Annotated in this window: 18 protein-coding genes, 3 tRNA genes and 1 pseudogene; 9 read left to right on the top strand and 13 right to left on the bottom strand. The window is 38.4% G+C overall.

What is annotated here, in order from left to right:
- Positions 1–9: 9 nt before the first annotated feature.
- The 3 genes from SOLCA_RS07185 to SOLCA_RS07175 all read right to left on the bottom strand — a co-directional run bounded on the left by SOLCA_RS07185 (position 10) and on the right by SOLCA_RS07175 (position 2,849).
- Positions 10–1,077 carry a response regulator gene (locus SOLCA_RS07185; protein ID WP_014679776.1) on the bottom strand — a complete coding sequence of 356 codons (1,068 nt, stop codon included), beginning with the start codon at positions 1,075–1,077 and terminating at the stop codon, positions 10–12.
- Positions 1,070–2,344 carry a PAS domain-containing sensor histidine kinase gene (locus tag SOLCA_RS07180; protein WP_014679775.1) on the bottom strand — a complete coding sequence of 425 codons (1,275 nt, stop codon included), beginning with the start codon at positions 2,342–2,344 and terminating at the stop codon, positions 1,070–1,072. Before SOLCA_RS07180 ends, SOLCA_RS07185 begins: the two co-directional genes overlap by 8 nt.
- 73 nt (positions 2,345–2,417) lie before the next feature.
- Complete coding sequence (locus tag SOLCA_RS07175) at positions 2,418–2,849, bottom strand: pyridoxamine 5'-phosphate oxidase family protein (protein ID WP_014679774.1); 432 nt, start codon at positions 2,847–2,849, stop codon at positions 2,418–2,420.
- 226 nt (positions 2,850–3,075) lie between these two features.
- Between SOLCA_RS07175 and ppsA the strand changes: the two genes are divergently transcribed.
- The 9 genes from ppsA (at position 3,076) to mgtA (ending at position 12,572) form a co-directional block, all read left to right on the top strand.
- Positions 3,076–5,466 carry a phosphoenolpyruvate synthase gene (gene ppsA, locus SOLCA_RS07170; RefSeq protein ID WP_014679773.1) on the top strand — a complete coding sequence of 797 codons (2,391 nt, stop codon included), beginning with the start codon at positions 3,076–3,078 and terminating at the stop codon, positions 5,464–5,466.
- 23 nt (positions 5,467–5,489) lie between these two features.
- A complete protein-coding gene (locus SOLCA_RS07165; RefSeq protein WP_014679772.1) occupies positions 5,490–6,308 on the top strand; it encodes an adenine nucleotide alpha hydrolase family protein in 819 nt (272 codons plus the stop codon).
- 2 nt (positions 6,309–6,310) lie between these two features.
- On the top strand, positions 6,311–7,150 hold the full coding sequence (locus SOLCA_RS07160) for a CHAD domain-containing protein (protein WP_014679771.1): 840 nt from the start codon (positions 6,311–6,313) through the stop codon (positions 7,148–7,150).
- Positions 7,151–7,206: 56 nt separating this feature from the next.
- A complete protein-coding gene (locus SOLCA_RS07155; protein ID WP_014679770.1) occupies positions 7,207–7,755 on the top strand; it encodes an HdeD family acid-resistance protein in 549 nt (182 codons plus the stop codon).
- A 43-nt stretch (positions 7,756–7,798) separates the two neighbouring features.
- Positions 7,799–8,212: an AI-2E family transporter gene (locus SOLCA_RS23930; RefSeq protein ID WP_042479466.1), complete on the top strand. Its 414-nt coding sequence runs from the start codon at positions 7,799–7,801 to the stop codon at positions 8,210–8,212.
- Positions 8,199–8,726, top strand: coding sequence for an AI-2E family transporter (locus tag SOLCA_RS23755; RefSeq protein ID WP_052308561.1), 528 nt, complete (start codon positions 8,199–8,201; stop codon positions 8,724–8,726). The genes SOLCA_RS23930 and SOLCA_RS23755 overlap by 14 nt, the downstream gene beginning before the upstream one ends.
- Before the next feature lie 37 nt (positions 8,727–8,763).
- Entirely contained in the window at positions 8,764–9,699 is a 936-nt protein-coding gene (locus SOLCA_RS07140; RefSeq protein ID WP_014679769.1) for a 1-phosphofructokinase family hexose kinase, read from the top strand.
- 5 nt (positions 9,700–9,704) lie between these two features.
- Positions 9,705–9,947 (top strand): hypothetical protein, encoded by a 243-nt coding sequence (locus SOLCA_RS07135; RefSeq protein ID WP_014679768.1) that lies wholly within the window; start codon positions 9,705–9,707, stop codon positions 9,945–9,947.
- Between the two features lie 108 nt (positions 9,948–10,055).
- The gene (gene mgtA, locus SOLCA_RS07130; protein ID WP_014679767.1) at positions 10,056–12,572 is read left to right on the top strand and encodes a magnesium-translocating P-type ATPase; all 2,517 of its coding nucleotides are present in this window, start codon (positions 10,056–10,058) and stop codon (positions 12,570–12,572) included.
- An 861-nt stretch (positions 12,573–13,433) separates the two neighbouring features.
- Here mgtA and SOLCA_RS07125 read toward each other — a convergent pair.
- From SOLCA_RS07125 to SOLCA_RS07085, 10 genes and pseudogenes are all read right to left on the bottom strand, one after another.
- Entirely contained in the window at positions 13,434–13,613 is a 180-nt protein-coding gene (locus SOLCA_RS07125; protein ID WP_014679766.1) for a hypothetical protein, read from the bottom strand.
- A 7-nt stretch (positions 13,614–13,620) separates the two neighbouring features.
- Positions 13,621–17,502, bottom strand: coding sequence for a DUF6443 domain-containing protein (locus SOLCA_RS07120; protein WP_014679765.1), 3,882 nt, complete (start codon positions 17,500–17,502; stop codon positions 13,621–13,623).
- A gap of 51 nt (positions 17,503–17,553) precedes the next feature.
- Positions 17,554–20,805, bottom strand: coding sequence for a hypothetical protein (locus tag SOLCA_RS07115; protein WP_245536759.1), 3,252 nt, complete (start codon positions 20,803–20,805; stop codon positions 17,554–17,556).
- Between the two features lie 663 nt (positions 20,806–21,468).
- Positions 21,469–21,549 carry a hypothetical protein gene (locus SOLCA_RS23925; RefSeq protein WP_281048062.1) on the bottom strand — a complete coding sequence of 27 codons (81 nt, stop codon included), beginning with the start codon at positions 21,547–21,549 and terminating at the stop codon, positions 21,469–21,471.
- Between the two features lie 97 nt (positions 21,550–21,646).
- Positions 21,647–22,390: pseudogene (locus SOLCA_RS07110) on the bottom strand (ISAon1 family transposase); the annotation flags it as partial.
- A gap of 43 nt (positions 22,391–22,433) precedes the next feature.
- Entirely contained in the window at positions 22,434–22,799 is a 366-nt protein-coding gene (locus SOLCA_RS23435) for an ISAon1 family transposase N-terminal region protein (RefSeq protein ID WP_042479065.1), read from the bottom strand.
- A gap of 268 nt (positions 22,800–23,067) precedes the next feature.
- A tRNA-Pro gene (locus tag SOLCA_RS07100) sits at positions 23,068–23,144 on the bottom strand.
- Positions 23,145–23,176: 32 nt separating this feature from the next.
- Positions 23,177–23,250, bottom strand: a tRNA-Pro gene (locus SOLCA_RS07095).
- A gap of 11 nt (positions 23,251–23,261) precedes the next feature.
- A tRNA-Ser gene (locus SOLCA_RS07090) sits at positions 23,262–23,349 on the bottom strand.
- A 152-nt stretch (positions 23,350–23,501) separates the two neighbouring features.
- Positions 23,502–25,550 (bottom strand): HD family phosphohydrolase, encoded by a 2,049-nt coding sequence (locus SOLCA_RS07085; protein WP_157604524.1) that lies wholly within the window; start codon positions 25,548–25,550, stop codon positions 23,502–23,504.
- Positions 25,551–25,795: the final 245 nt, after the last annotated feature.

Raw genomic sequence — 25,795 nt, 5'->3', positions numbered from 1 at the left:
GTAATCAGCTCAAAACAATAATTTTTTCAGCTTTTCCTTCTCCAGGATAATGATCCTTCCATCATTGATATCGATTAACTTTTCATTCTTAAAATCGCTTAATGTCCTGATAAGTGATTCAGTTGCAGTACCAATAATATGAGCCAAGTTTTCCCTTGACAAATCGATCTTTAACTTGTCGTTCTCTAAGTCCTTAAATTTTTCGGCAACCTGCAATAACCCATTAGCAACCCTTTTGCGAAGAGAATTATAAGCAAGCGTTAAGAGTTGTTCTTCCTTCTCCAATACATTACGAGTTAAAAGTTTAATAAACTGTCGTGCTATCTGGTTATTCGTATTTATCAATTGCAGAAAATCCTTTTGAGGAATGTGAATGAGTTCCGAATCTTCAATTATTTCAGCATTTTCCATGTAAAAGCTTTCTTCTAAGATTGCGGTATATCCCAAAAAATCGCCGGGACCGTACATTCCTGTTATAAGTTCTTTCCCATCCTCACTTATTTTGTATGTTTTAATTTTTCCCTTAATAAGAAAAAAAATATTAAGCGGTCGATGGCCATCCATGTATAATAATTGCTTTTTCTTATACCAAAAATGTTCATAATCCTGATCTGTAAACTGAAAACCTTCCACACCATTTACAGTCTTAAAAAAATCGGATAATCCTTTCTCATCGTTAGTATATTCCTTTTTAGTCAAATGAGATTTCTTTAAACGCATGTCAACTGCTTTAAGCAAATCATGCTCATCAAAAGGTTTGGTTAAATAATCATCTGCTCCCAACTCCATACCTTTTCTGAAATCAAATTTCTCCGACTTAGCCGATAAAAAGATAAAAGGAATACCAGCCGTTTCATCATGTTTACTAATTAGATGCAGTACACCATATCCGTCTAATACAGGCATCATGATATCACAAATAATAAGATCAGGAATCTCCTTTAATGCCAGTTCAACTCCGGTTTTGCCGTTATCGGCAGTTAACACGCTATAATTTGACAATTCAAGAATCTCAGCAGTATTTTCTCTTACTTCCTGGTTATCTTCAATTAACAAAATTTTGACTTCTTTATTCATGGTTGACCTGTGGAATTTTAACAGTAAAATCTGAGCCTTTATTAAGCTCACTTTTTATTTCAATACTGCCGTTCATCATTTCGAGGTATTTAGCAATAATGTGTAAACCTAACCCAGTACCTTGCACATTAATAGCATTTTTAGCTCTGAAAAAACGTTCGAACAAATGTTTCTGGTCTTCTTCTGAAATTCCAATTCCGTTATCTTTCACCTTAAAAATAAAATATTGGCTGGTATTTGAGCAGGCAACTTCTATAACTGAATTTTCAGAAGAGAATTTAATCGAATTAGAGATTAGGTTAACGGCAATATTTTTAAAAAGCGAACAATCAATAAATACTTTTCCAGTAAGGTTGCACGAATAAACTATTGTTTGTCCCAATTTTACCAGTTGCTGCATATCTTGTATTACCGACTCCATTTCGATGATAAGGAATTCAGCATCCACCAACTCCGGTTTGGCTTGAACAGAACCCTCTTCTAACTTTCCCAGTGATAAAAAATCTTCAAGAATGCTTTTTAAAGCGGTAACTCCACTTTTAATGCGTTGTATATGTTTTAGCCTCTTCTCACTTTCATCACTTTCGTTATAATGCTCAATCAATGATGCAGATGATAAAATGGTACTTAAGGGTGTTCTGAACTCATGAGAAGCCATGGTTACAAACCGTGATTTTAAATCGCTAAGTTCCTTTTCTCTTTCCAAGGCATCACTAACCTCATTTTTTGATTTTTCAAGTTCAGCAAGTGTCTCTTTTAACATTTTTGTACGGTCTTCAATCTTTTGTTCTAACTCTGAATTCATTTGCTGAATTCTATCATTAAAAGATTCCAGCTCTTCTTTTTGCTTTAAAACAATTGCTTCGTTTCCTTTCCGTACGGTTATATCAATAATAAAAGCAACCACATTCATATCACCATTGGTATTGTAATAGCTCAGACTTACTTCTACCGGAAACTCATTTCCATCCTTCCGTTGTGCATATAAATCCCGGCCGCTACCCATTGGTCTGTTCTGCGGATTTTTATAAAAATCATCCCTGAATTTGGAGTGGTTTTGATGAAATTTTATCGGAATCAGCAATTCAACAGGACAGCCTATCACCTCTTCTTTTTTATAACCAAACTGTAATTCAGCTTGCCTGTTAAAGTTTATAATTTCACCGGTTTCATTAATCAATACAATTCCAATTGCTGCAAAATCAAAAAGAGCCTCAAATTGACGATTCTCGTTTCTTGTACTATATAAGTTATTCTCAATTTTCATTAATTTTTAGAAATGTATATAGTAAACACCTATCAAATTAAGAAAAATGCATCATATAATTATTAATGTAAGTTTAGTGTTTTTCAAACCTACCCACTTTCTTATCTAAGCGAATCCGGTAAACGACCGCTACTTTATAGGTTCCCAAACCATGAGAAAGCAATATCGATTCATTCTGAATCGAAGGCAAAAAATGCTTTATCAGTAATTGCATTGCAGCATTACGGTCTTCATTGTTATGGAGCTCTTCATATTCTCCCCATGCAATTACAGATCTCCAGCTTGCTGCGCTCTCCACCTCCTCCACTTCAAAGCACACCTGTGGATTTTGGCGCATCATTTTAATTTTCATGCCTTCCTTTGAATGTGCATAAATATACGTTCCGTCAAAAACATAACTTACCGGAACTATATACGTTGTTTCATCCACATGGCAGCCAATACGCCCTATGGTCTGACTTCTAAGTACCTCGAATATTTGATCATCATTTAGCTCACCTATCATAGTCTTAATTTTTATCACATATAAACTAAATTTACCATCCTACCAGATCAATTAGCATGACAATAATCAAGTATCCTTGTGATAGAAATCAGGATATAAATTGAACAAAATAGAAACTTGTTTCTGCATAATTATCGCTGCTTGATATAAATCAACCATTTACCTGATATTGCTCATAAAAGCAGAACCACAATGAGGTTAACTTTATAGTAAACAACGTATTACTATGGTTACTTTCATTAAACAATTTAAGGATATCACACTAAATGATATTGCGTTAGTTGGAGGTAAAAATGCATCATTGGGTGAACTGATTATACATCTTACTCCACGTGGAATAAATGTGCCTGACGGTTTTGCTGTAACAGCTGACGCGTTTCGTACTTTTATTGAGTATAACCAGTTACAACTGCCACTGCAGACTGTAATGCAACAGCTAGACAAACAATCATTCTCCAATCTTAAAGAAACCGGATCAGAAGCCCGGCAACTCTTCTTAAAAGGAAAGCTACCTCCTGCAATCGCTCAGGCAATAGTTGAAGCATATCATCACCTATCGGGAGCATCACAAATTGAGGTTGCTGTACGGAGTAGTGCCACGGCGGAAGATTTACCATCGGCAAGCTTTGCTGGACAACATGAATCCTATCTTAATATCAGAGGGGAGCAAGCGCTTTTAAATGCAGTACAGCAATGCTTTGCATCCCTGTATACAGATAGGGCTATAAAATATAGAATAGATAAAGACTTTGCGCACCATAGTGTGCTACTGTCTGTAGGTGTACAAAAAATGGTTCGCTCGGATATGGCATGTTCCGGTATAGGGTTTACATTGGATCCTGAATCTGGTTTTCGTGAGCTGATCCATATATCAGGAGTTTGGGGACTTGGAGAAAACATAGTACAAGGAACTGTAACGCCTGATGAATATTTTGTTTTTAAACCTACTTTACTGAAAGGCAAGAAAGCCATTATTCAAAAAAGATTAGGAGAAAAAGCAAAAACCATGATTTATGATGAATCGGAAAATTCAACAATCATCAACACCGACACCCCCTTAGCAAAACGGGACCAGTTTGTTTTAACAGATAATGAGGTTCACAAGCTGGCTAAATGGGCCTATAAAATAGAGGAACATTACCAACGGCCAATGGATATAGAATGGGCCAAAGATGGCCTGACAAATGAGTTATTCATTACTCAGGCAAGGCCTGAAACTGTACATTCTCAAGCTGATCACCAACAAATTATAGAATTTAAGCTTAACGGTAAAGGCAAGACAGTTATTGAAGGAGTAGCGATTGGAAGCAAAATCGCTACTGGAACAGCCCGAGTATTAAAATCAACCAATGAAAGTGACCGATTAAAGGATGGGGATATAGTTGTAACGGATATTACGAGCCCCGACTGGGATCCAGTTTTAAAAAAGACTGCGGCCATTATTACCAATAAAGGAGGACGCACAAGCCATGCCTCAATTGTAGCCAGAGAACTGGGTGTTCCTGCTATTGTAGGAACAGGTAACGCTACAGATAAAATTAAAGATGGCGACCTGATAACAGTTTCTTGCAGCGAAGGTAAAACCGGATTTGTATATGCTGGAAAAATTCCATTTGAGACGAAAATAATCGATCTGTCATCCGTTACAATGCCTAAAACTACAGATGTGATGATGATTGTAGGAGACCCTGAAAAAGCGTTTAAACTTTCCTTTTATCCAAATGATGGTGTTGGATTAATGAGACTTGAGTTTATAATAGCTAATTCTATACAAATTCATCCAATGGCACTGGTTAAATTCAATGAGTTAAAGGATGAAAATGTAAAAGAAAGAATTGAAACACTTACTCATAATTATGCCGATAAAGAAAGCTATTTCATAGAAAAGCTTACTGAAAGCATTGCCACCATTGCTGCAGCCTTTTATCCAAAAGAAGTAATCGTTAGAACAAGTGATTTTAAAACTAATGAGTATGCTAATTTGATTGGAGGTGTTGACTTTGAGCCCAAAGAAGAAAATCCGATGATTGGTTTCAGAGGTGCATCACGATATTACAGCGATCTGTATAAGGAAGGATTTCGTTTGGAATGTAAGGCCCTAAAAATGGTTAGAGAGGAAATGGGCCTGGAAAATGTGAAAATAATGATTCCGTTTTGCCGTACCGCTGAAGAAGGTGAAAAAGTTGTTGCTTTGATGCAATCCTTTGGATTAAAACGCAATGAAAATCGCTTAAAAATCTATGTTATGGCCGAAATACCCAGCAATGTATTAGATGCCGAGAACTTTGCAAGAGTTTTTGACGGTTTTTCGATCGGGTCAAATGATCTTACTCAACTTGTTCTAGGCATCGATAGGGATACCGCACTGATCGCTCCACTTTTTAATGAACAACATCCTGCTGTAAAACAAATGATCACAATGGCAATCGACAAAGCAAATGCTTTGGGCAAAAAAATCGGTCTATGCGGACAAGCTCCAAGTGATTATCCAGAGTTTACCCGATTTCTCGTTGAACGGGGTATCAGTAGTATTTCATTTAATCCAGATGCACTATTAACAGGAATTAAAAACATTAATAATGCTGAAGCTGAATTAATGCTTCAGAATAATAATTAATTGAATCAAAAAATAAATTTATCATGAAAAAGATAGTGTTGATTTTTGATGGATCCAACTTCTCAGAGGCTGCATTTGATTTTGCCTGTCATATGAACAGCATGAACCCTGTTTTGTTGACCGGTGTTTTTTTGAGCAACAGGGATTATGCAACCGCTTTTCAATATGGTTTTGGAGGTGGACTGGTTTTTACTGATTGGGGATTAGGAGAAGACGACGAGCAAAGAGCAAAAATAAGCATTAAACGCTTTGAGGCGCTTTGTTTAAATAACGGTATTGATTTTAGAATACATAACGGATTAGGAGCTTATGCCTTAAGTGAAATAAATAAAGAAAGCCGGTTTGCCGATCTGGTTATTATTAGTAGTGATTTGTTTTACAAAAATGTAGGAGGAGAACAACCAAATGAATATATGCGATCGGTGTTACGGGATACGGAATGCCCTATAATATTAGTTCCTGAGGAGAAATTTCATTTTCCTTCGAGTATAATTTTAACCTACGATGGCACAGAAGCATCTGTATACGCAATTAAACAATATTCGTACCTGTTTCCGGAATGGCGCCAGAAAAAAACAGCACTTATCTATCTGGGTAATGATTCAATACCTGACCAGGTGTATATTGAGGAGTTGGCAGCAAGACATTTCAAAGACCTTACCCTATTCAAATTCGGAGCAAATGCGAAATATGAATTTATGTCATGGCTTGCAGGTCAGAAAAATCCCTTACTGATAGCAGGTGCATTCGGTAGGTCGGGTTTGTCGGAATTCTTTAGAAGGAGTTTTATCTCTGAAATTATTATGAATTATAAAACTCCTGTTTTTATAGCACATAAATAACAATGAACAAAGATGAAATAGTACATATATTAAATTTTTATTTCAGGGATTTCAGGAAACTCTTTGATAAACTGATTGATGAACCCGAATCAGAAAATGTTTATAGCTTATGGAAAGAATTTAAGCAATTAAGGGCCTTTTTACGCATTGTAAACATTGAATCGGCCAATGATTCTACATTAAAACTTCCTAATGAAATGAAAACTGTTTATGGTTATTTAGGAATCGTTCGGGATTTGCAATGGCTTGAACACAAAATTAAGAACATTAACCTTTCAGCAAATGAAATTAAGAACTACCCTAATCAACTAACAGAAGAGCTTAACAATTGGAAGTTGAAACTACATCAGGCTATTCACAAAAATCCATTGCCTGATGCAAAAGAGGAATTGCATGAGCACTTACCTAAGAGTATTCATCAGACAACAATTGAAAATTTCATTCAGGATAAAGTAGCAAAAATTAAACTATTGCTTGAAAACAAAGAACAAGAAGATAACCTGATACTTTTGAGGAAGAATCTTCGAGACATTTTATACAATATTTTCATATTCAACCAAAAGCTTGGCAATGGGTTTCCTGTAAAAATCTGCTCCCAAGCTAAACTTAAAGAGATTGAAAAGGCTGCTCTTGATCTTGAATATTATGATGATCTGACAACTGCCATTGATTTATTGCAGCCTCGTCATTATGAAAAGTTAAGTGATACTGAAGCCGATTTTTTAAAATCAGTGAGCAAAAAAATAAGAAAAGAAAAGAAGCAATTTAAACCGCTTTTAATGCACGACCTGAATTCACTTAATAATCTGTACCTACCTTCTCACGCATATAGCGCAAAGTAGGTTTGCAATAAAGTTTATTTACTTGTAAATTATAAGAATTACCCTAAGTACTTATTATGAAAACGTTTCTGAACCGAACCTGGTGGTCGTTGTTAATCAGAGGGATTTTAAGTATCATTTTTGGCATTATAGCCTTCAGCCTGTCAGGCATTACCTTAATATCACTTCTAATTTTGTTTGCGATTTATGCAATTGCCGATGGGATCTCAGCTATAGCGGTCTCGCTTCAGCATAAAAAGACTTCTGAAAATTGGAATTTTATGCTTGTTATAGGAATTGTCAGTATGGCGGTTGGAATACTGACATTAATCTACCCTGCTTTATCAGCAGTATACCTTGTTATTTTTATGGGATTTAGGGCACTGTTCAACGGAATACTCGAGCTAATAGCAGCCATAAGATTAAGAAAGGAAATAGAAAATGAAGCCTGGCTTGCTTTAAACGGAATCATTTCGATGTTGTTTGGACTTTGGGTGATTGTAAATCCGGGAGCGGGAGCCTTAGCATTAATTTGGTTAATAGCCGCCTATTCTGTCACAATCGGATTCATATTAATTATTCTCGCTTTTAAGGCAAGGTCATGGAGTAAACAATTACTTATTTAACTACATATAGCAGAATACTTTAAACAAACAGCTTTACTAAAGTATGTCGGTAATATCAGCTACTATATTGCGTTATCTTCAAATAACTGTACTAAGCACTCTTGTACTTTATTTTGGTAAGACCTTATTTATTCCACTTTTTTTTGGCCTCTTAATAGCCATTATTCTTTATCCTGTTTGCAGATGGTTAGAGAATAAAAAGTGTACTAAAACATTTGCAATCAGCATTTCAATGTTGATTTTATTCAGTGCCTCAGGCTTACTCATCTGGATACTGATTTTGGAAGCAAGAACTTTTCAAAATGATCTGCCTTCACTGATCGGGAAGGTCGAACTTTTACTTTCTGATATTAGCCTTTGGCTCAACGAAAATTGGAAAGTAACAATTGATACCCAAAACAACTGGCTTTCAAATTTCATTTTTAATATAAGTAAAAACATTTGTGGGTGCTCTTGAAGAATTGGTTGGGAAAAGATATAAAGCCGACCTTCATTCTATTTTAGAAAAAACGATCAAAACTTATTTCAATTATGTAAAAGGGATGATTGTAGTTTACATTATTGTAGGTGTACTCAATAGTCTTGGCTTGCTATTGCTGGGGATTGAGCATGCTATTCTGTTTGGAATACTAACTGCAATTATGACAATAATACCCTATGTTGGAATTATAGTCAGTTCATTACTACCTATTTCAGTGGCATGGTTAAGTACCGATTCTCTTTGGTATCCTTTAGGAGTAATTGCTGTTTTCGGTTTTGTACAATACCTGGAGGCCAACCTAATCTTCCCTATGGTTGTTGGAGCTCAATTGAATATTAATACCTGGGCGTCAATCATTGCAATTATTATAGGCGGTATTTTATGGGGAGCATCCGGAATGGTTCTGTCACTTCCGCTACTTGCAATTCTGAAATTACTAAGTGAACATATTAAGGACTGGAAAGCTTTGAATATTCTCCTTAGCAGGTAAATCATAATAATTAGTATCAAGAACTAACAATAAATCCATGTCATCAATTGTAACGATCACCTTTAGTCCCTGCATCGACAAAAGTGCGACTGTAAGTTCCCTTGTACCTGAAAAGAAATTACAATGTAATGATTTGAAACTAGAGCCTGGTGGAGGCGGCATTAATGTGTCGAGAGCAATTAAAAAACTGAAAGGAGAAGCTACAGCAATTTTCCCTTCAGGAGGATATACAGGCAAATACTTTAATAAATTACTATCAGATGAGTCCATCACATCTGTTATAATTGAAGCTAAATGCGAGACCAGAGAAAACATCATCATCAATGATCTTAGTACCAATCAACAATACCGATTTGGAATGCCTGGCTCACCACTTTCTGAAGATGAATGGACCGCTTGCTTAAAGGCTCTAGATCAGTTTAAAGACCTGGAATTTATTGTGGCCAGTGGAAGTCTGCCTCCGGGAGTTCCATTGGATGTATATGCTCAAATCGCAAAAATTTCAAAACAAAAAAAAGCGAAATTAATCGTAGATACATCCGGCGATGCATTAAATCACGCTGTTAATGAAGGAGTTTATCTTTTAAAACCCAATCTGGGCGAAATAAGTGCTTTAGTGGGCAAGGAAGAGTTAGATACTGATATGCTGGATGATGCAGCTAGGCAACTAATAAAAAAAAGAAAATGCGAAATTGTTGTAGTGTCAATGGGAGCTGCCGGAGCTAGATTGATAACGGGAGATATAGCAAAAACGATTATTCCTCCTGCGGTTAAGCGAAAAAGTACTGTAGGTGCCGGTGACAGTATGGTTGCGGGAATCGTACTGAGTTTATCAAGAGGAATGGATCTTTTGTCAGCAGTACAATATGGCGTTTCCTGCGGAACTGCTGCCACTTTAAATGCAGGAACTGAATTATGCAGGCTTGAAGATGCAGAGAGACTTTATCATCAAATTAAATTTAATAATTTCTGAAGCCGATGATTACTCCTATCAAATTTAAATCAACTCTGGAAACATCACTTGGGGTGCGATTAAGCTTGGTGTCTTCCTGTAATGCTTCAGGATTCTTTTATTGTCATGTTAATAACTGTTTAATACTTTCGCAAACCTTAAATCTTGCGGTAATTATAACTACCGAAGGTTTAGTTCAACATCGGCTTGTGGCCATTTCAAGTGCGGCGCTTTCTGGTTTTGCAATGGTGGATAGTGAAGCGCTCTGAAACCTGCAATAGCAACAACCTACCCGTTAGCAGTAATTGACCGATAGAACAATTCAAATATTTTTTAAGCATCAAGGTGACTCACAAACAACAATAAAAAAATACCTTATGCAAACAACAGAAAATAGATTTTGGCAATTCGACACCAACTATTGGCTACAGCAATTAAATAGTTCAGAGCAAGGATTATCACAAGTTACAGCCGACAAAATCCTACTTGAAAAAGGACTTCATCCTAAAAGTAAATCAATTTTCAAAAAAGATATTTTACTTTTTGCAAGCCAATTTAAAAGTCCACTTATGCTCTTACTTATTGGAGCAGTTATTATATCGGCATTCCTTGGCGATACATCCGATGTATTTATTATCTTCTTCATTGTTTTATCAACCGGATTGCTCAGTTTTTTTCAAGAAAGAAATGCAGGGAAAGTAGTTGAAAAACTTCAATCCTTAATTTCCTTAAAAGCGACTGTATTGCGAGATGGACTGACACAGGAAATTATATCAACTCAAATAGTGAAGGGCGATGTAATTATTCTAAATGCAGGTGATATGCTGCCAGCCGACTGCCTCATTATGGAAGCGAATGAACTCCATGCCAACGAATCCAGCTTAACAGGTGAATCCTATCCATCAAGAAAAGAAGCATGTGTATTGGATGAACTAACAGTGCTTGCTAAAAGAACAAACTGCCTTTGGGAGGGAACTAATATCGTAAGTGGTCATGCAAAAGCATTGGTCATTCAAACTGGTGGAAACACCATATTTGGGAGCATTGCATTAAGTGCATCAAAAACTATTGAAACCACATTTGAGAAAGGCATAAAAGATTTTGGTTTTTTCCTGATGAAAATCACCTTAACATTAGCCCTATTTATTCTTGTTGTAAATTTATTAAATCATAAAGGTATAATCGAATCAGCACTGTTTGCATTAGCGTTGGCAGTGGGAATGGCTCCTGAATTATTACCAGCCATTACTACTATTGCCATGAGTGCCGGAGCAAAGAGATTATTGGAGAAAAAGGTGATTGTAAAGAAACTGAATTCTATCCAAAACCTTGGAGAAGTAAATTTATTATGCACCGACAAAACAGGCACGATAACAGAAGGAGCTATCAAGATAGCAGGCTTGATAGATGGACTAGGACAAGAAAGCGAATTTGTAAAGCAACTGGCTTTTTGGAATGCTTCTTTAGAAACAGGATATTCCAACCCTATTGATAAAGCGTTAAAACAACTGAAACTCGATACAATTTTTTTTTCACAGAAAATCGGCGAAGTTCCTTATGATTTCATCCGAAAAAGACTGAGCATTGCCATAAGCAATGAAAAAGAGAAATTACTCATCAGCAAAGGAGCTTTTTTACAAATACTAAACATCTGCTCAAAAATTAAATTGAGTAATGAAAGTGTTGAAGATATCTCAGCATACAGACAAGAGCTAGAAAAAAAGTTTGAACAATTTGGCATCAATGGTTTGCGAGCCATTGGCATTTGTTACAGAAATATTGATACAATCAACATATCAAAAGACCTTGAAACAGATATGATTTTTGCCGGTTTTATTCTGATGAATGACCCGGTGAAATCAGGTATTGAAGAAACAATTAACGAACTGCACAAACTCAAAGTTGGTTTAAAAATAATTACAGGCGATAATAAAAATGTAGCCGAATCCATTGCCATTAATATTGGAATTAAAAATCCTGTAATCATGACTGGTAAAGAACTTTTCAATACCAGTCCCGAAGCATTAAAACAACTGGTAAAGAGAACCCATATTTTCGCTGAAGTAGAACCACAACAAAAAGAACGAATCATCTTGGCTCTCAAACAAACTTATACAGTCGCTTATATGGGCGATGGCATCAATGACGTATCAGCAATAAGCGCAACCGATGTAGGAATATCAGTTGAGAATGCTGTAGATGTAGCCAGAGAAGCAGCCGACTTTGTGCTTATGGAAAAAGATTTGATGGTATTGGTCGATGGCATTAAAGAAGGAAGAAAAACCTTTGCCAACACAATGAAATATTTATTCATCAGCACGGGCTCTACTTTTGGTAATATGTGCAGCGTTGCTGCCGCTTCTTTGGTCTTGCCATTTCTACCCATGCTTCCCAAGCAAATACTCTTAACAAATTTTCTTACTGACTTTCCATTCTTGACAGTTACAACAGACAACGTAGATAAAGAACAATTGGAAAAACCAGGTAAATGGAACCTGAAACTCATTCGTAATTATATGATTGTTTTTGGTGTTCATAGTTCATTATTCGACCTTGTTACCTTTTTGATACTTTACTATTTAATGAAGGTTAAAGAATCTGAATTTCAAACCGGTTGGTTTATTGAATCAGTTCTTTCAGAGCTTTTTATTGTTTTCATCATCCGGACACACAAAAACTTTTTCAAAAGCAGACCGGGCAAGTATCTTTTTATTTTTAGCACTATAGCTTTAATACTCACAATCGGGCTTACTTATTTACCCTTTTCAAATGACATTGGTTTGACACCATTGCCAATGATTAATCTGGGAGCCATGTTATTGATTGTTGCAGTATATATCATTACAGCAGACCTATTGAAAGTATGGTTTTTTAAAAAATATCATAGTGCATAAATCAGATAGAAATAATGATCCAAAACAACTACTAAAATAACCCAGCGTTCAAAAAGTTGATCCCAAAAGTTCAGGGAAGCTTACAATTTGTTTTGATTTTAGATGATAGGAGAAAAAGAAAAAACCCTCTAAATCATATAATTTAGAGGGTTTTGACTTTGCTTGTTAAGCTTGTGGTCGGGGTGGCAGGATGACCTAACACCAACACAACTACATATCTATCAAATACTTATAGCAAGTTAAAATAACTCAACTCACTAATAACTCGTAAAATCAAAACTTTGGTCAAAAGTAGTTAAAAAATCATTTCAAAGTTGACATCAATTATTTTCTTCTGTAATAATAACTCCATCGAAATCATACAATTTGATTACTCCAATGATTTTTCCATTTTTAAAATTACCTTCTAACTTTTTTTACCATTTTTATAATAGCTTTCGAAAAGCGGCAAATGAGTGAATATTGTGAAGCAAAACTGAAAAATTTATTCCAAGTCAATAAGCAACAAAACCATCCTTCCGAATGGTTTTGTTGCTTTCTTTTATTGGATTGTTAGTGCCATTGGCCAGACGGAGTTTTCTGTTTCATTAGTTGTTGAAAGTGACGCTATCGGTTAACACCTTCAACAACGGGCTGCTGCAACAAAACCACTCTTTTACAGGTGGTTTTGTTAAGTTTTATCACGTATTCATCGGGGTCAAGTTCCTCGGTTATAGTTGTAAGTATCCACGTTAAGACTTACGACAACGATTAGGCAACCCTTGACAGTATTTCGCACGCGTTGCAAACGCGTGCGAGCGGGTGGCATTGCTCTGTAGCTGCAGTACTTGCATTCGTAACACACCTTAGCCGAATGTGGAATTAATTAAAAAAATAATATGCTAGCAAAACAATAACTGCCAACAAAATTGAAACCCCGGCATTAAAAGTAATTGACTCATCTAATAAATCTTTAAAACTTTTTTTTACAAAGAAAGATCTTATTAATGCACCAGGATAACTTAATAGATAATAGATTAAAAATTCAATGATAGTATCCATAGTTTTCTTATTTAATTTGTTCTAATGCTTTATCTCTTGATACTTTAATTGCTTTTTTTGTACCATAATCTACAACTTTATTGATTGCTTTATTTACAAAAGGTATCTCAGTTACAAAAGGTGATTTAACTGGTATAAATGTTAAAAGTACATTTGAAGATGATTTTAACAATTCAATATCATTTTCAGTTGTTGAACTCGTAGTTCCAGGATTTTTAGTTGGAACTAGTTTCCAATCAACTAGTCTATAAGGGACTCTACTATAATATTTTCTATTGTAAGCCAAACCTTCATGGGGCCCTTCGTTCCAAACAACTACTATTTGATTTCCAACTATTGAATACAAAGTGGTTCCCAAAAGAACAAATGAGCTCGCTACATCATTAGTAATTTCCTTTACTTTTTCTTCTACTTGCTCGCCTGTGCTACTAGATGGAGCATCTTCTTTATTCTTTTCATTTTTCTTCTTTTCCCTATCATTATTAGTTTGAGATGTATTTGATGAGCCTTCAGTTGATTGTTGTTGTTGGCTAATACCCTCCGAAACGGACCCTCTATCTGTAGGCGGGATGTATATACCATTTTCATCATATTTATTTCTTCCAAATACATCCTTGTCAGCCATTCCATCCGGATCTATAAACCGAAGTGGATTATTTTTGCCATAAATATAGGGACTATTTCTTTTTGACAATTCTGCCAGTGGATCTACCACATTCCACCTGCCTAAAGTCGGATCATAGAAGCGAGCACCATAATCCAGCCAATTGGTTACATCCTGTTCTTCCTTCCCATTGTAAAGATATCGGTTTTGAGGAGATGGCATCGAATTGTTTGTTAGGCTCATCCGCATACCGAAAGCATAATAACTGTCTTCTTGAAGTACCGAACCATCTTCATTGACCGTTACCCGTACATTACCCAGGTGGTCTGTCAAATTATACCGGTAGATATATGGACTCGTACCGTTCCGGTAAGCCATGCCTTCTTCAGTTTGCAGAAAATCAATCGACCCGCCGCTATATTGGATACCGTTATCATACTCCAATGAATCAATGGTTCCTCCCGATATTCTTCGCAGCTTCAGTCCTCCGGCATCATACACATACCGAATCGTTTGGGCACCTTTCTTAATCAGGGTTGGCAGATTCAGGTAATTATACAGGATCGTATCCAGTCCTGCATTATAGTCCCGGGTCATATTGCCGTTAACATCGTAGAAATATTCTTTCGGTTGGGTTTTACCGTTCACAAACCCAGCTGCGGAGGTTCCTTTATCCTCTACTGCTGTTAAACGATTACCGCTATAGGTGTAAGTCAGTGAATCAATCACTGTACTAACAGAATTGACAATAGACCTGCGGCTCAGTTTTTGAATATTTCCCATTAAATCATAACCATCGATTCGCTCATTATAACTACCTCCAGCTGTACTTTGGGCATTCATCAGACGATTCAGCTTGTCATAGCTAAAGGCATAACTTTGTAGCAGGTTCACCTTAGCTCCTTTCCAGTCTATCCCCGAGATATTGCCGTTGTACTGCGGATCTGTTCCGTTGTCGTACTTTAAAGTCAGGCCGAACTTATCGGTTCCCATTGCAGCCGGGTCGTTGATCTTAGTCAGCCAGCCGCGGATGTTGTAATTGTATTTAACCGTCTGCGTGTACGTATTGCCATTGTTACGGGAATTAAGCTTTTTAGCCACCTGCTGGCCCAATTCATTGTAGTCATAGGCCGCAAGGATAATCCGCTGTTCGCTGTTGACCTTTTGCAAGGTGCGTTTCTTACGGCCCATGTGATCGTATTCATACCAGTTGATTAGGGTAACAGCATTGCCGTTGCGCCCGGTATGCACCCGTTTTACCACAAGCGGCTGACCTACAAAACTGTACTTGGTATTGATCACATCTTTACCACCCACATAATTCTGGTTATGTTGCTGGATCACCCGACCGTCCTTATCGTAATAATTCACCGTCCAGAGGAAATCGGCGCTACCCAATACATTTACCTTCGTACCGGTTAACAGGCCGCGAACCATATCACTTTTGGTGTTTAAGGTATCAGTTTGATACGGATAGATACTCGCCTGAGGAAACGAGTAATCATCATAATAATTAACCGTATACAGTTGTGTTACGCCACTGGTTGGGAAGGCTACATTGGTATAGTCATTTCCGATGGGACGGCTTTCCCATAAAGTGGCGACGGCATTCACTGCTGCAACCATCTGGCTTTGGGTTACTACGGTTGCATGCACGTACTTACCTGTATTGGTAACCCTGCCTATCGCATCGTACTTAGTATAAGTCCATTCTTTTGCTGCCCGTTGGTTGCCATCTTGGGTTAGTACCAATTGATCAAGTTTGTTGTACACTAGGTATTCCCAGTCCTTTCCCGGAATCTTCTTCTCTACTACCCGCTTACGACCATCATAATGGTAACCATACATCAGATCTTTGAACTGAGCATCAGTTTCGACAAAGCTGCTTACCGTTACTGCCGGAGGAAGTACGTAGCGAAGGTTACCGAAATCGTCATATGCATAATAAGTTGACAATGTCTCAATTGTTCCCTGCGGATTTTTGTTATAGATACGCTTTAATACTACCCTGCCTAGCTTATCCTTGAACTCTTCCATCTTTCCAACCTGACCATTAGCTATTTTCCAATTTTCATCCATCAGCGTTATCTTGTGTAGCTGACCAACTCCGTAGTTAGTCGTTCCGGTAGCACCATTAGTGGTAACCGTCCACCGTTTGGCTTCTGTGGCTGTATTGGTGCCGTATTCGGTCTTTATAGTATTACCTAGTAAGGTGCTGCCTCCGATTGCATCTTTCAGCACCCGGAAAGCTTTACCCGGAGCACCTTGTTCAGTCGCTCGGTTTAAAGGTGAAGCTTCCAGCATGGTTTCCGAAAACGGAAAACTGGTGGTATCAACGGATTGGGTGGTAAGCTTATAATGTGCCCACACACCTTGTCCGGCTGTTAAGGCATTGCTTCGATAAGCGCTTGTGGGACAATCTGGCGAAACATAAGGAAGGTACGTCTTTGTCTCCCTACCAAAAGCATCATATTCCATCGGTTGCACCAAGTCGCGCTTTTTCGGACTTCCCTGTACTGTAACGACCTGCAATGGACGACCAAGGCCATCAAAGTATTGAACCTGTTGGTTAACATCCTCTACAGATAATCCAGAAACCAAAGTCGGGTCGGTAACTCCCGATCTACGAATAGTATGGGTTAAGATGTAGTTCTGATCCTGTGAAGTTTGTTGCTGCAGCACCGTTACCATGATTGCGCTGCTGGAAACAGTCCCATAACAACCGTTGGTTACGTTTCTGCGATAATAGGTTGTGGCTGTCAGGGTCGGTGCTGAATAGGTTGCCGCAGTAGCTCCGGAGATATTTGTCCAGGTGCTACCGTTCGACGAACTCTGCCACTGATAGGTATAAATGCCATCCCCTCCAGAAGGAGATGTTTGAGTGAAGGGTGTTGGACTAGAACCCGAACAAATCGTTTGGTTCCCGCTAATTGTTCCTGCTGTTAAGCCTGAACCAATAACCACATCTAAACAGGCAGACTCGATGTAATACTCATCATATGCTGTCACTCTTCCCGAGGTAGCTCCACAGTTCCACTTTACCTCTATCCAGCTACTATGATTTGCAACGATTTCACCGTTTTCTACATTGAAAAAATAAAACGAAGCACCATCTGAGACATAATAATTATAAACAAGCCCGTCAAATACCTCACTCTGCCCAATAATATAACCGATAGCCTTTCCTTTTGAATTGCCGCTTAAAGTCTTTGAAAACCCATTAAAACAAAGCAGTATACTTATAAGTAATAATGAAAAACGATTCACTAAATATTTGAATTTCATAGAAATATTAGTTTAAAAAACAACCAATCTTTGTAATACTCATTACTTGTCTTAATGTTTATAATTATAGTCTAAGACTTTAATGATATTACCATCCTGATCCTTGGTGCATTTTAAGCGGTGATAATCATCATACTCATAATACATCGTTTGACCCTTGATGTCGGTAGAACTTGTCATACCTACTAATGGCTTGTAACTGTAGCTGCTCATGTGGGCTCCTGCCGGATAGAGTTTAATGTCATCGATCAGCCCGGATCCGTAGAAACTAACTGAAGTAGCGTTAGTAAGGGTACGCTCGTAACGGGTCCAGTTATTTAGCGATTGGGTACTTACCGGCGTGCCTAAGGTGCCTCCGGAAATGGTAAGAGATACCCCCTGTTTGACCCAGTAAGAAAGTAGGTAAGTCTGGCTGGTCGTTAAACCAGCTCTTGTAATGTAATCGGATGCCGTTGTACTTAATGTATAACATTTAGTGCCAATAGGAGCGCTCAGGTCTGTGGAGATACGTCCCTGGTTAAAACTCATATTACCTTTCCCCTCAGCTTCAAAACTTGTATGCGCTATTGTTTGCAACGGTGCATTGATGCCCTGTGCCACCGGGAACTGATTAGCATAATCCCATAAGTAGCTAACCGTTGTCCCGTTAGTAACGGTATACTGACTGAGGTTTCCATAAGAATTGTACTCATCAAACGTTAGCTTTGCTTCGAGACACGGATCGTATACCAGAGTTTCTGTGTTGTTACTAAGGTTTGCTTTTAGTGGTACGTAACTGCTCTTTAACAGAGGCTGCTCCAACACTGATGTATATTCCTTGTAGGGAAGGACGGTGTACTCAGGTGTACCGGTTCTGTTAATTTGCCAGCCTTTGTATCCGGTAAAACTGGCAGAGAGAACTTTTTCCTGACCAGAGATGGTAATGGTCTGCTGGGTTTCCAAAGGCTTTCCGATCATATTTGATCGAACCATAAAGCCTATAGGACAGCTTACAGCACTGGCAAGGCTATCAACCTGACTCACCACTTCTTGTGGATAACGGTAGTAGGTTTTTAACGGTTCATAATTGCTAGTCTGTTCGGTTTGCACCGATAGCTGGCCACGGCTGTTATAGCTATAGCTGGTAGTAGTAGTTGTTGTCCCTGCAGAACTATAGAGAGTTTCCTTCTTCTCCTTTAACTGCTTAGCACCGCTTTCAAGGGTATATTCGCCGAAACGAAAAAATGATGCGATATCGTTGTAGTAAGGTTGCCCCTCAATGTAATAAGCATCCTTCAACCGGGCATAAGGGCGCACCTTTAAGCCGCTAAAAACATTGAAGAAACTCTCATAACTTAGTACTGTTTCCTTTATCTTTTCATAAGCACCTGATGCTGTCCTTCGGTATTCCAGCTGACTGCTTAGTTTGGGCTTATCCCAATACCGGTAACGGCTGGTATAGTGCGGGTAATCAAAGTATTTGCCTGACATCCCACGGTCAGCCACTGCATAACTATTGGTACTGAACTGGTACCCTAGGTCATAGTTGTAAATAGTCTTACCAGCTGTATTTCCTTCAGTTGTGGAACTGATATATTCAGCAACTTGGGGATAAACAACCGGGCTGGAAATAAAGCCTCCTGGGTCGATATCTCCTTGTACGTTGCTGGTGTAGCTTACCACCTGTTGAGCACTCCATAATGTGCAAAACAATTGAATCAAAGGTGCTTGACTGGCAAAATGATGGTGCCTTAATAATAAGGTTGCAGTCCCACTACCGCTTTCATCAACACCGTATACATAATCCCGAATGATGGACTGACCTGTGACACCATCGGTACTTTTTATCTGTTTAATACGTAACCCTCCCCCATTTTTGTCCCTATCATCACAGTATCGGTTGGACTCATAGGTATATTGCGTCATTCCCCCTGTAGGATAGGTAATACTTTTTAATGCATACATCGTTGGAGGATAACCAGTATATAAATCATCTCGTTGAGTTCCGGTAAGAAGACTTCTCATCGTGACCCATCCGTTAGGGCCTCCGTCACGGAATAGCAACCACATTTGGTCATCTTCGAATTGCTTGTGATATACATTGTTGGAGTTGGATGCCTGAAGATAATATCCCCACTGATCGGCTACAAAAAGAGCACCCTGGGGAAGCTGGTCTTTGTAATAGTTGAATCTATACATTTCCACCTTCTTATTCAGTTGATCGTGAATGCTGAGGGAGTCCAACAGGCCTGAGTTGGAATAAAACTGTATGCTTTTATACAGCTCATTGCTTTTGTTATAAATGGAAATCGAAGCAATAGATCCATTTGTATGTGAAATCTTTACGGTCTCATTCGGACTGGTGATTTGGTCTATGGCAAAAGATATGTAGGAGCCGTCAACTCCTTCATTATTTTCATTTAAAAATGAATATAAATGATCATCCCCCCAACCATTTACTACCTCTGCAATAGTTAGATTTCTGGCCCGAGGATTCCAACCGCCTACATTAATTTGGGAATAATCAAAGTGAACGTTCTCCTGCAAAGGAGAGACAATATCGGTCAGCGCCCAAGCGGTGTTTACTCTAAGGTTGTATTGTGAAGAAGTCGTTTCACATACATAGTTACCCTTTAACGACATGTACTCACCGAAATGATAGCGGTTACCTGCATCGTCTGTCAGTTTAAAACCCAAGATGCCTGGGGCAAAGTTATTGATGCTTGTACCTAGGGAATAGGTGGTTTGTAGCAATGAACTTTCATCCAGGTTTTGAACCAGTTTTTTCTTGCGGTCCTTGATGATAAAACTACCGGATTCTGCCGGTAGCGAGTAACTGAACTGATCATATTCTCCGTCCAATTGCATGTCGTAACTGCAACTCGGTCGGTCGCTCTCATTGGGTGGCATAAAACGGGCCACGTATTTATCCAGTTCGGCTCCGGCATTTAACCGGCTAATGGCATCACTGAAATCGTCCGGCATCGTTTCCCGCTCATCAGCATAACCATACATCGTGCGGGAGATACGGTAACCGGGATTTACCACCCAACCCTGTCCCACCTGTCCCCGTTCCTGGCCCACTTTAATGCCTGAGCCGTGATAAGAAAGACTTATAGGAATGCTAAGACCTCCTTTAAGCTGAATCGTGTACAATGGGATGGAAACATCGGCAAGACCATTATACATATTCACCGGATGAGTAATGTATTTGGTAAATTCAGCTGTTACTGGAGAAGGGGGCAATACTCCTGGAGATTTTTGGCCGTAAACAGTCCTTATAGTTGCTCCCGCAACCATTAAAAGAATAATTAACCTTTTCATAAGAATCACTTTCAGCTTACTTTTCTGCTTAATTCTTTATTCTCCTGTTGCAGACTGATCACCTTCTCGAGGGAATATAACCTCGTACTTAACAAAGTCCTTTCTTTGATGGTATCAGTCGTGACACTGGTACTGTATTCTTTTACAGATGCTGATAGGTTTTGTGAAAAAACTGCGCATAGCAGTATAATCAAAAGTAGAGTAGAGTATTTCATGTATTATTAATTAAAATAAGAGCTTACAATAGTTTCATAGGTATTCAGAGCTAATTTCCAGATGTTTTCTGTTTAAGCACCTTTGAAGATTAGATCTTTATTTTTTTAAGATATTTAACCTTCATAATGATTTTGATTGCTTGAAAACAAAGGTGTTATTAGTATTGCTGATGAAACATGTTTTTGATCATGTTACCATATTTATATTATCAATCAGCTGTTCTACTCTCCTATTGCAGTGCGATTAATTCTTGAGGAACAGAACATTCCGTTCGTATTAATTAATCCGATGTAAACTGAAACGTCTGATCTGAAGATAGCTTGGGCAGAGAATACTTATTGAAAGGATGAGGCTTGCTATTTAAAGAGGATAATGTAACAAATCACATTAAAATGAAACAATTCGCTTTAAAAGGCGATTTAACGGATCAGGTCCAAAATCTGTGGACTAAGCATATAATTTAGCCAGCCTGAAAAGGAAAAAATTCACATTTCCCACCCCTCTGTATTGAGCTCTGAACGCTTTGATCTTGGCATTGAACGATTCGGCCGAAGCATTGGTACTTTTGTTGTCCGAAGTAGTTGAGTATGTGTTGGTGGTGATTAATAATTGTTCTGGAGAGGGTATTGAACGACTTGAATCCCGATTGTTCCACCAGTTCGTTCCATTTGGCCAATCTTACAAAAGCATATAATTTATCTGTGGTAGTACTAAAGATCCAAGATAGTTTTTGAGTGAGTTCATAGGCTTTTCTTAGATCGGGGTATCGTTCAAATAACAGGTCGGCCCTCTGGGCCTGTTCGACAGTCCAGTTATCCTCTTTTTTATACAAGAGGTACCTGCTTCTGGCCAACAGTTGCTTGAGCGTTTCTCCATTGGAGAGAACCGGAGGGCAGTAGGTTACTTGGGCTGTTTTAGCATCTTCTATTGCTTGATTTTCTGCATCGATTGCTTGCCAGCGGTATTTAATTCTTATCTCCTGCAAGGCTTCTGTGGCCAACTGCTGCACATGAAACCGATCGATCACCCGGGTGGCATTGGGAAAACACTTCTTGGCAATCAGGCTCATGTTGCCCGCCAGGTCTAGGGTTATTTCCTGTACCTTATTGCGTTGTTTCGGCGATAGCTTTTGCAACAAAGGGATGATCGTTTCCGATTTAGTGCCTTCCATAATGGCCACTAAAGTTCCTGCCTTCCCTTTTGCCTGTTTGTTGGTCACCACCGTATAGAGCTCTCCGTGAGAGAGCGAGGTTTCATCAATCGATAGAAAAGGTCCCATATTCTGTTCAAAAACAAGTCCCTTGCGAGCATTAACTTTATGTTCCCAAAGGGAGTAGTCACTAAGCTTATCCCGATAATAGCGTTGCAGTTTTTTACCGCTAATGCCGTAAAATGAACCGATCGTTTGCAGGCTATGTGCCTTGGTATCGGCTGATAGCTTTTAAAAAAGCGGCAAAATCCTGGGTGATTCGCGTTCCCTTGGCCACCACCTCCCAGTTACGGAAAACCACTTTGTTGCTATCTAAATTCAGCCATCGGCGACGCTTCACGTGCAAGAACACCTCCCGGCCACGGAGGGGAAAATCCTGTAAAATCACTTCATCGAAAAAACCTTTGGATTGCAGCCGGTTGGACTGGTACTCCAGGGGAATACTATTGAGTTCTTCCAGGTAAATATGAATGGAGTTGGCCTGCGTTTTATGGTCAACCAGTTTGAAATAATCTGAAACACCTTCGGGAATAACCAAGTGAAGAAGGGCTTGAAAGGAATCGTGCATTATTCTTTTTTTGATCCACAAAAATCAGCTTTTAGCCTAAACTCCACAACTTTTGTTCCTGTTCCGATTTAACTCACTGATTTTCGTATGCTAATAAATTGATTTTCAACAATTTAAGTACATTATTTAATCAATTTATTAAACATAAATCAACTCACCAATAGCTCACCAGAAATTTGATTTGTTTTGATTTTAGATGATAGGAGAAAAAGAAAAAACCCTCTAAATCATATAATTTAGAGGGTTTTGACTTTGCTTGTTAAGCTTGTGGTCGGGGTGGCAGGATTCGAACCTACGACCTCCACATCCCAAATGTGGCGCGATACCGGGCTACGCTACACCCCGAGGCGTTACTAACTTTTGTTCTTAAATTTTCGTCGGGGTGGCAGGATTCGAACCTACGACCTCCACATCCCAAATGTGGCGCGATACCGGGCTACGCTACACCCCGAAAATTTTAAGCGGTGAGGGAGGGATTCGAACCCTCGGTACACTTTTGGCGTACGACGGTTTAGCAAACCGTTCCTTTCGGCCTCTCAGGCACCTCACCTGCTTTTGAAAACTTATTTAAGAACTCCGTTTCGTAACGGGAATGCAAATATAGAAATAAGAACTTCGATGCAAAAACTTTTTCCAATTATTTTCGGCCTATAGAGCTCACAGCCTCACTTTCAGCCAATTATTTTTTCATTATTTTTCAATTTATGATTCTAATGCCTCTTTTTCGGGCAATTTTATGCCTGCCGACTGGTATTCTACCCTCACGTGATAGATACTCATGAGCATTTGTTTGAAGATTTGCTTAATTGTTTCAATATCTTTTAGGGTAATATCAGTATTTATTAGCTGTTGTTGCTCCAGTTTGTAGTTAATAATTTTCTCTACCAATATATCAATACTGCGGGCATCCGGATCTTTAAGTGTTCTTGAGGCGGCCTCCACCGAATCAGCCAGCATCAACACTCCGGTTTCCTTTGAAAATGGAATCGGACCGGGATAACGGAATACCTGCTCATCAAAAATGCGGTCAGGGAAATTCTTAAGAAACGACTGATAAAAATAATCGACTCTTGTATTACCATGGTGAGTACGAATAAAATCAATCACAGCGTCGGGTATGCGGTTCTTTTGGGCTATCTCTACCCCATCGGTAACATGTCGGATAATGATACGGGCACTTTCTTCATAAGTAAGCTCATCATGTGGATTTCCAGTTTTTTTCTGGTTCTCTATAAAATAGTTAGGTGCACGCATTTTACCAATATCGTGATACAATGCACCTGTCCTCACTAACAATGCGTTGCCTCCTATCTTATAAATAGCCGCTTCTGCCAGATTAGCCACCTGCATCGAGTGCTGGAAGGTTCCAGGTGCTTTAAATGCTAATTCGCGTAATAAAGGATTGTTCGTATTCGAAAGCTCCATCAACGTAATATCTGAGGTAACACCGAATAGCTTTTCAAACAAATAGATCATTGGATAGGCCAGCAATGAAAGCAGTACGCTCAACACAAATGGCGCCACATGTATCCATTCAACTTTAGAAAAATTCCCCTCATGAATAAATGAAACCCCAGCAAAACAAACCAGGTAGGTTAACAAGATTAAGAAAGCTGATACAAGATATTGTGATCTCCGTAACAGGTTTTGAATACTGTAAATGGCCGTCATACCTGCAGTGATTTGGAAAAAAGTAAACTCAAATCCATTCGGGACGAAGAAGCCTGCTATTAATACCACCAAAATGTGAATATTTAATGCAAGGCGCGCATCAAACAACAACCTGATAATAATCGGTACAATACAATAAGGTATATAATAGATGCTTGGTAATTCAATTTTTATGGCCCATGATAAAGCTACAAGCATTCCTGTAACAATGATCAGTATCAGCGAAAGCTGACGGTAATCGTTGTAAATATCTTTACGGAATAAATAAAGGAAAATGATCAACAGGGAAAGTGAAATACCTACTACAATTACTTGTCCCAAGGCAACGATCTCTCTTTTTCCGGAAAACAAACCGGTTTGTTCATATTCTTTTCGCAGCGATTCGATCTTCTTATAAACATCATCCGTTACCACATCGTTTTTCGCAACAATAAGCTCCCCTTTTTGTACCATCCCTTTATACAAAGACACACTTTCCTCTGATTCACGCTCCAATTTTTGGGTAAGATTTTCGTCGAAGATCACATTAGGTTGCACATGATCCTGTATAATATCCAACAGGAAGCCCTGTTCAATATCATCATTCGCTTTGTTTAACTTGGCCTTCGCATAATCCAATGCGCGTGAAGGAGTATATAATGCAGATGAATTAACATTGGTTGCTACATTATTCTGTACAATGGTGAGGTAATAATCTGCATTTTTCTTCTTTTGATAATGATTATTCAGTTCGATGATCCCTTTTTTATAGAATTCATCAATTAAATCAATACCTGCTTTAAAATTTTTCGAACGACTGTTATTTCCCTGAAACTTAGCTTTCCATTTGGTGTCAAAATCAATCTTAAAAGCCTCCTGCTCAATGGCAGTTATCCTGTCGGCAAACTTATAAACAGGCAAAACAGCATCTATTGCGTCCTTTTTATCAGCAGTTATTTCTTTAGGTGTTTTCTCAATGGCAAAATTGAAAGGCGAAACCAAATCTGAGTGCATCCAAACCTTACCTTTTTCATACTCGTATTTAAAACGTTTTTCCTTTGGAAGTATCAGCACCACCACCATTATGCACGAAAGCAACATAATAATATGGTAAGTATCAGCATACTTTACTCTAAAGAACCTTAATATTTTACTGTTAATAATCACGCTGTATATCTATATGATGTTGATCAAAATACAAATTAATACAATAATGTAAACATTTACCTTATAAACCGGCTACCAGCAACAGAATTTAATTAACCCTCCCTATCAGCCTAATCTTAACTTCAATAAAAATAAAATTCTGCCTTTTGAAAAAACAGCATTAGGCACCCAAGTGTTTT

This window comes from Solitalea canadensis DSM 3403 (assembly GCF_000242635.2).
GTDB classification, from domain to species: domain Bacteria; phylum Bacteroidota; class Bacteroidia; order Sphingobacteriales; family Sphingobacteriaceae; genus Solitalea; species Solitalea canadensis.
The sequence above is the reverse complement of the archived record's forward strand: the minus strand, read 5'-3'. Positions and strand labels throughout refer to the sequence as shown.

What these genes read in the sequence shown, in the direction of transcription:
- SOLCA_RS07185 (WP_014679776.1), bottom strand. Translation starts at nt 1,077, where the DNA reads ATGAATAAAGAAGTCAAAATTTTGTTAATTGAAGATAACCAGGAAGTA.
- SOLCA_RS07125 (WP_014679766.1), bottom strand. Translation starts at nt 13,613, where the DNA reads ATGGATACTATCATTGAATTTTTAATCTATTATCTATTAAGTTATCCT.
- SOLCA_RS23930 (WP_042479466.1), top strand. Translation starts at nt 7,799, where the DNA reads ATGTCGGTAATATCAGCTACTATATTGCGTTATCTTCAAATAACTGTA.
- mgtA (WP_014679767.1), top strand. Translation starts at nt 10,056, where the DNA reads ATGCAAACAACAGAAAATAGATTTTGGCAATTCGACACCAACTATTGG.
- ppsA (WP_014679773.1), top strand. Translation starts at nt 3,076, where the DNA reads ATGGTTACTTTCATTAAACAATTTAAGGATATCACACTAAATGATATT.
- SOLCA_RS07165 (WP_014679772.1), top strand. Translation starts at nt 5,490, where the DNA reads ATGAAAAAGATAGTGTTGATTTTTGATGGATCCAACTTCTCAGAGGCT.
- SOLCA_RS07140 (WP_014679769.1), top strand. Translation starts at nt 8,764, where the DNA reads ATGTCATCAATTGTAACGATCACCTTTAGTCCCTGCATCGACAAAAGT.
- SOLCA_RS23435 (WP_042479065.1), bottom strand. Translation starts at nt 22,799, where the DNA reads ATGCACGATTCCTTTCAAGCCCTTCTTCACTTGGTTATTCCCGAAGGT.
- SOLCA_RS07180 (WP_014679775.1), bottom strand. Translation starts at nt 2,344, where the DNA reads ATGAAAATTGAGAATAACTTATATAGTACAAGAAACGAGAATCGTCAA.
- SOLCA_RS07160 (WP_014679771.1), top strand. Translation starts at nt 6,311, where the DNA reads ATGAACAAAGATGAAATAGTACATATATTAAATTTTTATTTCAGGGAT.
- SOLCA_RS07120 (WP_014679765.1), bottom strand. Translation starts at nt 17,502, where the DNA reads ATGAAATTCAAATATTTAGTGAATCGTTTTTCATTATTACTTATAAGT.
- SOLCA_RS07135 (WP_014679768.1), top strand. Translation starts at nt 9,705, where the DNA reads ATGATTACTCCTATCAAATTTAAATCAACTCTGGAAACATCACTTGGG.
- SOLCA_RS07085 (WP_157604524.1), bottom strand. Translation starts at nt 25,550, where the DNA reads ATGTTGCTTTCGTGCATAATGGTGGTGGTGCTGATACTTCCAAAGGAA.
- SOLCA_RS07155 (WP_014679770.1), top strand. Translation starts at nt 7,207, where the DNA reads ATGAAAACGTTTCTGAACCGAACCTGGTGGTCGTTGTTAATCAGAGGG.
- SOLCA_RS07115 (WP_245536759.1), bottom strand. Translation starts at nt 20,805, where the DNA reads ATGAAAAGGTTAATTATTCTTTTAATGGTTGCGGGAGCAACTATAAGG.
- SOLCA_RS07175 (WP_014679774.1), bottom strand. Translation starts at nt 2,849, where the DNA reads ATGATAGGTGAGCTAAATGATGATCAAATATTCGAGGTACTTAGAAGT.